This window comes from Actinoplanes sp. NPDC051470 (assembly GCF_040682035.1).
Classification (GTDB): domain Bacteria; phylum Actinomycetota; class Actinomycetes; order Mycobacteriales; family Micromonosporaceae; genus Actinoplanes.
Window position 1 is genome coordinate 412979 of the sequence record NZ_JBFBAA010000004.1, and the last position, 9805, is coordinate 422783.

Below are 9805 nucleotides of genomic sequence, written 5' to 3' on the forward strand. Positions count from 1 at the left end.
GACCCGTGAGGGTCGTGGCCGTTGCGGGCCGGCCTTCGCGGGCCTCGGCCATCGCTGGGGTCTGGGCCTTCGCTCGGGCTCGGGTGGTGCTGGCGGTCTGGCGGGTGGTCGGCGGGTCGTCGGTTGGCTCGTCGGTGGTGGCGGTAGCCGCCCGGCCGCATCGTTGCGACTGTGCACTTGTCTCGTCTGCCCGGCGCGCGAGGTTGCGTACCGGTTCACAAGATTTGGCCGACCAAGGCCTTGCACGCACGACTGACCATCGACGCCGGTGTCGCGCCTGTGATCGACCGCTGGGTAGAACTCGTCAGGCCCTCGCACGGTCAGCGAGCAGCCCCAGTATTTGATGCCGGAATGTAATGCGATCTATGTTGTGCGTGTTGCTTGCGATGGTCGGATAAAGCTTGTGTAACGCGAGGCTAGGTCGCGGAAGCCGGTCCGGTCAAGGACTCATGATTCGGCAGCGGATGGGACTTACGGCACAGACCCGCACAGACCCAGCTCAGGGCGTGTGGGGCAATTCAGGCGTACCGCCCCCACACGTCCCGCATCGGGGCCCAATCCTCCCCCACGCCCGACTTCCAGAAGGCCAGCATGTACGCCGCGACCGGAGTCTTCGTGTCGTCCCACCAGATGCCGGCGACCGTCTGCCGCACCTGCTTCTCTTCGACCGTGTAGGCGTACTCGACGTAGCTCCCCAGGGTCCGCCCGCTCGGGGCGGCCTTGTCACCCGCAGGTCCCACCCCAGGGGTGAGCGTCCGGGCGTCGACGTTCTGACTCAGCGTCTTGACCCGCGCTTTGTCCCGGTCGGTCACCGTCGCGTACTCCACGAAGATCATGGTCATGCCGTCGACCCGGCACCGGACGCGCGCCTTCTCCCCCTTGTTCAGGGAGGGGCCGCCCGCCTTGCCGCTGCGGTCACAACTCGCCAGCCGCGACAGCCAGCCCTGCGAGATGGGCGCCAGGGCCCCCGTCAGCTTGGCCTGGTTGATCTCAACCTGAGACTGCTCGTAGACCCCCAGCGAAGGCCCCGCCGACACCGTCGGCCCCGGCGAGGTCGGCTCGGGCCCGGCCCCACCGGCCGTACCCCGCCCGAGAAAGAACCCACCCGAACCGAAGACCAGAAGCCCCGCCGCCAGCCCCGCCAGAGCCCCGAGCACCAGCTTGTTCCGCCGCCGAGGCGGCGAAGGCTCGATCCGAGGCCCACCGCGCCCCGAGGTGTCAAACCCGAACCGATCGTCACCGTAGGCGTCGCCGGCCCCGAACCGAGGCCCACCCGACGAGGGCCCGAGCCCATGCGGATCCGCCCCTCCCGACGACGGCCCCACACCACCCGGCGACTCCTCGCCACCGACACTGAACCGCGGCGCCCCCGACGACGGGCCGAGACCGTACTGATCGAAGCTGCCACCCGACGACGGCGCCACCGGGAGACCGTAGGCATCAACGGGCCCCTCGCCGGGCGGCGCTGACCACTGAGGGGCGCCGGAACTCGGGTCAGGGGCATAGGGCCCGCCCGAGGCCGGCGCCGCGCCGTAAGCGGCGCCGGAACTGGGCTCATCGCCGCCGTGGAACGGGCCGTAATGCGCCTCGTCCGGCGCGGCACCGTAGTGCGGCAACCCAGGCTGACTGTGATCGCCCTGGGATGGACCGGTCGGCGCGCCACCGCCCGCCGGGCCCGCGCCAGCCGGACCGGACGGCACCACCGTCGTCGGCGAGTCATGACCGGCCGGCATCGCGGTCGCGTTGGCCGGCATCGCGGTCGCGTTGGCCGGCATCGCGGTCGCGTTGGCCGGCATCGCGGTCGCGCCGGTCGGAGCCGTGCTGACACTCGCTGAGCCGCCGGTCTGAGCAACGCCCGCGGGGCTCGCGCCAGGCGAACCCACAGGCATCATCGTGGTCGGCGAATCGTCGTTGGTCATAGCGGCCGCGTTTGGTGAAGCGACGGCGAGCTGAGCCGGATCGGCCGCCGACCCGCCATGGGCACCTGCCGGGGACTCGTGAACCGGAGCCGCACTGTTCGGGGCCGCGCTCGCCGGGGCCGCGCCGTGGGACGGGGCCGTGGTGGCCGGCGTCGTATCGATCGGTGGCTGATTGCCCTGTGGCGGATTGCCCTGGGTCTGATTGCTCGGCGACGGGGAGTTCTGCGCCGGAATGACCGTCGTCGAATCTGCCGGAGGCGGGACGATCACCGTGCGGTCAGCGTCGTCCGCCTTTGTCTGATCGGATGTGGACGGCGCTTCGTCCGGTCGCGATCCGGCTTCACGCGCAGCCGGATCGTCCCCTCGCCGAAAGGGCCCGTAGCCGCGCGAAACATCAGGGGAATTACCGGTCACGCTGCACCATATTACTAGCCGGTCGCCAAGCCGGGAGCCCCGAGAGATCAACGCTCAGCAATAGAGTCAAAGGTCACCGCCGGCCCTGTCTGTGACCGTCATTGATCACCCTCCGTCGACGCTTTCGCGTGCCATTCCGTGGTCGCGGACTTCCGATTTCGGTCGATCCGCAACGCCCGGGACACAGCCTGCGCGGAGCTCCACCTGAGCGTCGCTTGGCCTGCCCACGCCCCGATCTGAACGCCGCGACCATCGCCCTCTGACGAAACTGCCCGGCTGCTTGAGCAGCCGGGCAGTTCGCTTGTTGACACACGATCCGTGGTCGCGGCGACTCAGCCGCCGCGACCAGGTGGATCAGTCCTCGGCCGGGGTCTCCCGGCGTCGGCGAGTCACCAGGATGAGGCCGACGCCACCGGCCGCGATCGCCGCACCGACGCCCGCGACGCTGACGACATCCGCACCCGTGCGGGCCAGCTCCGAGCCGCCGGACGAACCGCCCGAGCCGCCGCCGGCGTTGTTGTTGCCGCCGTTGCCGCCGCCGTTGCTCCCGCTGCCGCCGCCGTTGTTGCTTCCGCCGCCGGTGTTGCCGCTACCGCCACCGTTGCCGGGGTTGTTCGGCGGGTTCTCACCAGGACCGTCACCACCGCCGCCGCCCGGATTCTCACCCGGGTCCGGATCGGGATCGGGATCCGGGTCGGGATCCGGGTCCGGGTCGGGATCCGGGTCGGGGTCGGGATCCGGGTCCGGGTCGGGATCCGGGTCGGGATCGGGATCCGGGTCCGGGTCGGGGTCGGGGTCCGGGTCGGGGTCGGGGTCCGGGTCGGGGTCCGGGTCGGGGTCGGGATCCGGGTCCGGGTCGGGATCCGGGTCCGGCGGCGGGTCCTTCTTTACGGTGCCGGCGGTGCCCTCCGCTCCGCCGGGCGTGGCCGGCTCGAGAGCCAGGGTGCTGACGGCGGCCTCAGGCAGGGTCGCGGCGGAAGCGGAGTGGGCACCCGCGAACGCGGCCACACCCATGGCGCCGACCAGTAGGCCCAATCGCGCGACTGCTCGCATACCGCGTACGCGCGCGAGGTGTTTGGTACGCATGTTCCTCCCCGTTGTGTCGAACTCAGAATCCATTGTCCCTATCGGACGCTCGATTCTTTGATGCGTTCAGACGTGCAACCTACCGACTTCCCGCCGGTCGCGCCATCCATGATTGACAATACGGACACACCGGACAGTGGCTGGTCAGCGCCCATGCGTGAGAGCCCGGTCACCCGGGTGAGCATTAAGTCACAAAATTGTATCGGTCTATTCATCCGGCATGGCGTCGGCGTCGATCTGGGCCGCGAATTCGGCCGCTTCGGCATCACGGTCCGCCAATGCGTCCTTCACCGCGCGAATGGCAACGCCCGCGGAGTAACCTTTTCGCGCCAACATGCCGACGAGTTTCCGGAAGACCGCATCGGGCTCGCCCCGGACGGTGCGCAACTTCCGGTCGACCAGCGCCCGGGCGGTGGCCGCTTCGGCCTCATCGTCCACACTCTCCAGCGCCGCGCCCGCGACCTCGGCGTCCACACCACGTTGTCGCAGCTCATTGGCCAGGGCCCGGCGCGCCAGTCCACGTCCCTGGTGCCGGGTGCTCACCCACGCCCGCGCGAACGCCGCGTCATCGATCATCCCGACCTCGTCGTACCGGTCGAGCACCTCGGCGATCACCTCGTCGGAGATCTCCCGCTTGGCCAGGGCCTTGGCCAGCTCCACCCGGGTACGCGGCCGGACCGCCAGCTGCCGCAGGCAGATCTCCCGGGCAACCTCGCCCTCGCTCCGCGGCGGCCCCTCGTCCCGAGGCTTCCGCCCCCGCGCGCCATCGCTCTCCCGGCTGCCCGCCTGACGCCGCCCACCGCCGCGCCCGCGCCGCCCGGACGCGCGCCCCGGCTCGCCCTCGTCGCCAGACACGCGCTCATCCCCAAATCCCGAGCCCCGGCCACTCCCGCCGCCAAAGCGCGATCCGATCGCATCGCCGGGATTACGCTTCCCGAACGCCGAGCCTCGACTACGCCTGCCTGCCGGGTCCGATTTGCGTCCGGCACCGTCGGATTGCCGGTTCGACCCACGGCCACCGACGGACCGGCTCCCCCGCTGCTCGCCGGCCTCGCTGAGGGGATCCTCCGGAGACGCACTGCCAGAACTCTTGTCCGCATGCGCGAGCCGCTCTCGCACCGCGGCCAGATCGCCGCCCGAGCGGAGGTCGAGGAGTGCGGCCCTCAGCCCGGCCAGATCGCCGGACTGCTCCGCGCCCTCACGGTGCTTCCCCGCCGGCACGGCGTCAACGCCGGCCCATTGGTCGTCGTCGTCCGGCGGAGGCCCGGCCCAGTCATCCCCGGCCGGGCCGGATTCGGCCAGGCCGGATTCGGCCGGATCAGATTCGGCTAGGCCCGATTCGGCTAGGCCAGATTCGGCCAGGCCAGATTCGGCCAGGTCGGATTCGGCCTCGTCGAAATCCGCCACATCGGACGCCGAGCGCCGAGCAGACGAGCGTCGACTCGACGAACTCCGGCGTCGACCGCCAGGAACGTTGCCGCGTTCCGGGTCGACGGGCCGGAGCTCGTCGAGAGGCTCTTCTTCACGGGCCGGTTTCGGCGGAAGGGCATCCCATCCGCGTCCTGACCGCGCCCCACGTCGTCCGGGCATCGGGGCTCAGCACCCCAGGATGTTCGGGTGACGGAGCGTGGCCGGCATCAGAAGTCGACCGGCGGCAGCTCGACACCGCCCGCCGCGTCGCCGGTCGTCTGGCCGACGCCCAGCTTCTCGAGGATCTTCTTCTCGATCTCGGCGGCGACGTCGGGGTTCTCCTTGAGGAATTCCCGCGCCTTCTCCTTGCCCTGGCCGAGCTGGTCACCGTCGTAGGTGTACCAGGCGCCGGACTTGCGGATGATGCTCTGCTCGACACCGACGTCGATCAGCGAACCCTCACGCGAGATGCCCTTGCCGTACATGATGTCGAACTCGGCCTGCTTGAACGGCGCGGCCACCTTGTTCTTGACCACCTTGACGCGGGTCCGGTTGCCGACCACGTCGGTGCCGTCCTTGAGGCTCTCGATGCGGCGCACGTCGAGGCGGATGGACGAGTAGAACTTCAGCGCACGGCCACCGGTCGTGGTCTCGGGCGAGCCGAACATCACGCCGATCTTCTCGCGCAGCTGGTTGATGAAGATCGCCGTCGTACCGGAGTTGCTCAGGATGCCGGTGATCTTCCGCAACGCCTGGCTCATCAGCCGGGCCTGCAGACCCACGTGGCTGTCGCCCATCTCGCCCTCGATCTCGGCGCGCGGCACCAGGGCGGCCACCGAGTCGATGACGATGACATCGAGCGCGCCGGAGCGGATCAGCATGTCCGCGATCTCCAGCGCCTGCTCACCGGTGTCTGGCTGGGACACCAGCAGCGCGTCGGTGTCCACACCGAGCGCCCGCGCGTAATCGGGATCGAGCGCGTGTTCCGCGTCGATGAACGCCGCGATTCCGCCGGCGCGCTGCGCGTTGGCCACCGCGTGCAACGCCACCGTCGTCTTACCGCTCGACTCCGGGCCGTACACCTCGACGACCCGGCCGCGCGGCAGACCGCCGACACCGAGCGCCACGTCGAGGGCGATGGAGCCGGTCGGAATGACCGCGGTCTCCACGACCGGCCGTTCGCCGAGCCGCATCACCGAGCCCTTGCCGAACTGCTTGTCGATCTGGGCCATCGCCAGATCGAGGGCCTTGTCCCGGTCAGGTCCTGCAACCATTGCCGCCACCCCTGTACTCGCCTTACCCGCACTCGACTTGGCAGGCGTCTTAGTCGATGAGCTTCTGTTCATCACGCGCCACACGCTAGGGGGTGGGTATGACAAAACCGCGCCGCCCTGCCGAGGCCTGTGTATGACCTTGCCGCTGTGGACGATAGCCGAACAGGTGTACGAGGATCGAGCGACACGCCGTACAAACGTACGAATCGCTGGTCAGTGCAGCCGCGATGGGATCCGATCGGGGTACGCGGCGACAATTACGCGCCAGACAGTGGCCGCATCCTCACCCTGAGCGAAAGCCCCATTGATGGTTCGGTCGTCAAGTGCCGCGAAACTGTGATCCGCCGCCAGACTTCGCGCGTAGGCGCCGCCGAACGACTCCTCGAGCCGCGACCAAAAATCCGTCAGCCGCACGTAACCGTCCCTTCGGTAGTTCAGACCTCCATGGTGCCGGGTCGAGAGCGTCCCGCCACCGGTGGGTGGGCGGCGCTGTGCCGGTGGCGGGACGCTGTGGGATCAGGCAAGAGGGTGAGCGGGCACGGACGTGGAGGCGTAGCGAAGCGAGCCGACCCTCGGCGGGAGCTGCGGTCTGTACGCACCACCCAGCTACGACATCAAGATCTGAGCCTGCCGGTTGAGGCGGCCGTCAGGCGCGCAGCTTGCGGTAGGCGCGCGCCGACAGCGGCAGGAACACCGCGATGAGCAGCACCGGCCAGCCCAGCGCCAGCCACACCGCCCCGTCGGCCAGCGGCCCGTCCGTGATGCCGGTCGGGTTGCCGAAGAGCTGCCGGGTGGCGGACGCGGTGGCGGACAGCGGGTTCCACGAGGCGACGGCGCCCAGCCAGCCCGGCATCGTCTCGGCGGACACGATCGCGGTCGACAGGAAGCCGATCGGCCAGACCAGCACCTGCACGGCCATCGTCGCGCCCTCGCCGCGGAAGGAGAGCCCGACGAAGATGCCGATCCACAGCACCGCGAACCGCAACAGCAGCAGGAGCAGGACGGCAAGCGCCGCCGACGCCGGGCCGCCGGTGATCCGCCAGCCGATCAACAGCCCACCGACGATGAGTACGAGCAACTCGGCGGCCGAGTTGACCATGTCCGCACCGACCCGCCCGAGCGACACCGAGGCACTGCCGATCGGGAGCGAACGGAACCGGTCGGTGATGCCGCGCCGCGCGTCGGCCGCCATCGCCGTGGCCGTGGTCTCGACCCCGAACATCATGCTCAGCGCCAGCATGCCGGGCAGCAGGAACTCGATGTAGTCACCGCCGCCCGGGACGGAGATCGCCCCGCCGAACAGGAACCCGAAGATCAGCAGCAGCATGACCGTGAAGAGCAGGCCGAAGATCGGCGCCCAGGGCTGGCGGACCCAATGGGCCAGGTCGCGCTGAGTGATCACCCAACCGGCGCGCAGCGTGCTCATCGCGCCACCTCCTTCTCGGTCAGCGTGAGGAACACCTCGTCGAGCGTCGGCCGGCGCAGCACCAGGTCTTCCGGGGTGATGCCGAGCGTGTCGAGCGCGCGCACGATCTCGGCGAGCGCCGTCACCCCCGCGCCGACCTCGAAGGTGACCGAGTGGGCCTCGGCGTCGATCACCGCGGGAGCCCCGACCGCCTCGGACAGCCGCTTCGCCGGCTCGTCGAGCGGCTGCCGCAGGGGCAGGGTGACGGTGACACGATCGCCTCCGACCTGCCGTTTCAGCGCGGCCGGCGTGTCGCTCGCGACCACCCGCCCGTGGTTGAGCACCGAGATCCGGGACGCGAGCTGATCGGCCTCGTCCAGGTATTGCGTGGTCAGCAGAACGGTCGTGCCGCGCCCGGCGATCTCCCGGACGCTCTCCCAGACCTCGTTGCGGGCCCGCGGGTCGAGGCCGGCGGTCGGCTCGTCGAGGAAGAGGACGGCCGGGGTGAGGATCAGGCCGGCGGCGATGTCGAGCCGGCGGCGCATGCCACCCGAGTAGGTGGAGACCGGCCGCTCCGCCGCCCCGGTCAGGTCGAACGTGGCCAGCAACTCGTCCGCGCGGGTGCGGGCGGCGGCGGTGCTCAGGCCGTACAACCGTCCGAACATCACCAGGTTCTGCCGGCCGCCGAGGATCTCGTCGACCGCCGCGTGCTGGCCGACCAGCCCGATCCGGCGGCGGACCTGGACGGCCTGACGGCGCACGTCGAAGCCGGCCACGCTCGCCTCCCCCTCGTCGTAGTCGATCAGGGTGGCCAGGGCCTTCACCGCCGTGCTCTTGCCGGCGCCGTTCGGCCCCAGCAGTCCGTGGATGGTGCCGGCCGCGACGGTCAGGTCGAAGCCGTCGAGGGCCTGCACATCGCCGTAGCGCTTGCGTAGTCCGATCGCGGTCAGGGTGTGGTCGGTACTCACCAGAACTCCTAACTCCGTACGCCTCACGGAATAAGACGCGCGGTACACCGTACACCCCACGGGGTAATCTCCGCACATGGAAAATCAGGACGTCGATCGCACGCTCACCCTGCTGTGGCGGCGGACCCTCGGCACGCCACAGGGCTCGCGCGGGCCCAAGCAGCGGGTCAGCGTCGACGAGGTCATCCGGGCGGGTATCGAGGTCGCCGATGAGGAGGGGCTGACCGCGTTCTCGATGCGCAAGGTGGCCGACCGGCTCGGCTTGAAGCTGATGTCGATCTACACCTACGTCCCCGGGCGATCCGAGCTGGTCGGGCTGATGGTCGACGAGGTGGCCGGCGAGCAGCAATTGCCGGAGCTGGGCGGGAGCCTGCGGGAACGGATCACCGCGGTGGCCCGGCAGCAATGGGACGAGTGTCATCGGCACCCGTGGCTGTTGCAGGTGGAGGAGAGCCGCCCGTGGATCGGCCCGAACATCTCGGACCGATACGAGTGGCAGCTCAGCGCCATCGAAGGCGCCGGGTTCACCGACCTCGAGATGGACCAGGTGGTCACCCTGGTCGTCGGGTTCGCCGCACAGTCGGCCCGCGCCTCGATCGCCGCGAGCCGAGCGGTCGAGAGCTCGGGCATCTCGGACGCGCAGTGGTGGGAGGTCAACGCCCCGGTGCTGGAGCGGGTGATGCCGGGCGACCGCTACCCACTGTCGGGCCGGGTCGGCACGGCGGCCGGTCTCGAGTACAACGCGGTCGGCGACCCGGATCGTTCGTTCCGCTTCGGCCTCGACCGGATCATCGACGGGCTGGAGGAGCTGCTCGACCGCTGAGCCCACGCCCCGGTCGCGCCGACGAGCACCGCACGCCGGCCCGGCGTCAGCCCTTGAGCGCGGCCCGTGCGACCTTGAGGTCGTCGACCAGCCCGCGATAGGCGGCATCACGATCGTCGGCGCGCAGCACCGCGGAGGGGTGGATGGTGGCGACCGCCTGGGCGTCGTCGACCGGGAAGTCCTCGGGATGGTGGGCGCTGGCCGGCCAGGGCATGAGCTGCCCGCGCGACCGGGTGACCCGGAAGGACGGGCCGAGCAGGGCCTTGGCCGCGGTGGCGCCGAGCACCACCACGATCTCGGGCTTGAGCAGCGCGAACTCGGCGACCAGCCAGGGCCGGCAGGCGGTGATGTGGGCCGGGCCGGGAGTCTGGTGGATGCGCCGCTTGCCGCGCATCTCGAACCGGAAGTGTTTGACCGCGTTGGTGTCGCGTTGTTTGAGACAACGGACAACTCGGTCAAGGCACGCGTGACCAGTAGGTCACTGTCCGCCTCGGTTGCGGGATATC

General features: G+C 70.1%; 8 protein-coding genes and 1 pseudogene. 1 reads left to right on the forward strand and 8 read right to left on the reverse strand.

The window, feature by feature from the left end; translation table 11 throughout:
- Positions 1–518: 518 nt before the first annotated feature.
- The 7 genes from AB0M54_RS11070 to AB0M54_RS11100 all read right to left on the reverse strand — a co-directional run bounded on the left by AB0M54_RS11070 (position 519) and on the right by AB0M54_RS11100 (position 8476).
- Entirely contained in the window at positions 519–2333 is a 1815-nt protein-coding gene (locus tag AB0M54_RS11070; protein WP_364470408.1) for a hypothetical protein, read from the reverse strand.
- Between the two features lie 354 nt (positions 2334–2687).
- On the reverse strand, positions 2688–3419 hold the full coding sequence (locus tag AB0M54_RS11075; RefSeq protein WP_364470410.1) for a hypothetical protein: 732 nt from the start codon (positions 3417–3419) through the stop codon (positions 2688–2690).
- Positions 3420–3626: 207 nt separating this feature from the next.
- Positions 3627–4118 carry a regulatory protein RecX gene (locus AB0M54_RS11080; protein WP_364470443.1) on the reverse strand — a complete coding sequence of 164 codons (492 nt, stop codon included), beginning with the start codon at positions 4116–4118 and terminating at the stop codon, positions 3627–3629.
- A gap of 938 nt (positions 4119–5056) precedes the next feature.
- Entirely contained in the window at positions 5057–6103 is a 1047-nt protein-coding gene (gene recA, locus AB0M54_RS11085) for a recombinase RecA (protein WP_364315622.1), read from the reverse strand.
- A gap of 213 nt (positions 6104–6316) precedes the next feature.
- Positions 6317–6517, reverse strand: coding sequence for a DUF3046 domain-containing protein (locus AB0M54_RS11090; RefSeq protein ID WP_364470412.1), 201 nt, complete (start codon positions 6515–6517; stop codon positions 6317–6319).
- Positions 6518–6749: 232 nt separating this feature from the next.
- Complete coding sequence (locus tag AB0M54_RS11095) at positions 6750–7529, reverse strand: ABC transporter permease (protein ID WP_364470414.1); 780 nt, start codon at positions 7527–7529, stop codon at positions 6750–6752.
- Positions 7526–8476, reverse strand: coding sequence for an ATP-binding cassette domain-containing protein (locus AB0M54_RS11100; protein ID WP_364470416.1), 951 nt, complete (start codon positions 8474–8476; stop codon positions 7526–7528). The genes AB0M54_RS11095 and AB0M54_RS11100 overlap by 4 nt, the downstream gene beginning before the upstream one ends.
- A gap of 76 nt (positions 8477–8552) precedes the next feature.
- On the opposite strand from AB0M54_RS11100, the gene AB0M54_RS11105 reads away from it, so the two are divergent.
- A complete protein-coding gene (locus tag AB0M54_RS11105) occupies positions 8553–9299 on the forward strand; it encodes a TetR/AcrR family transcriptional regulator C-terminal domain-containing protein (RefSeq protein WP_364470418.1) in 747 nt (248 codons plus the stop codon).
- A 46-nt stretch (positions 9300–9345) separates the two neighbouring features.
- Here the strand turns inward: AB0M54_RS11105 and AB0M54_RS11110 are convergent.
- Positions 9346–9723, reverse strand: a pseudogene (locus tag AB0M54_RS11110) (uracil-DNA glycosylase family protein); the annotation flags it as partial.
- Positions 9724–9805 lie beyond the last annotated feature (82 nt).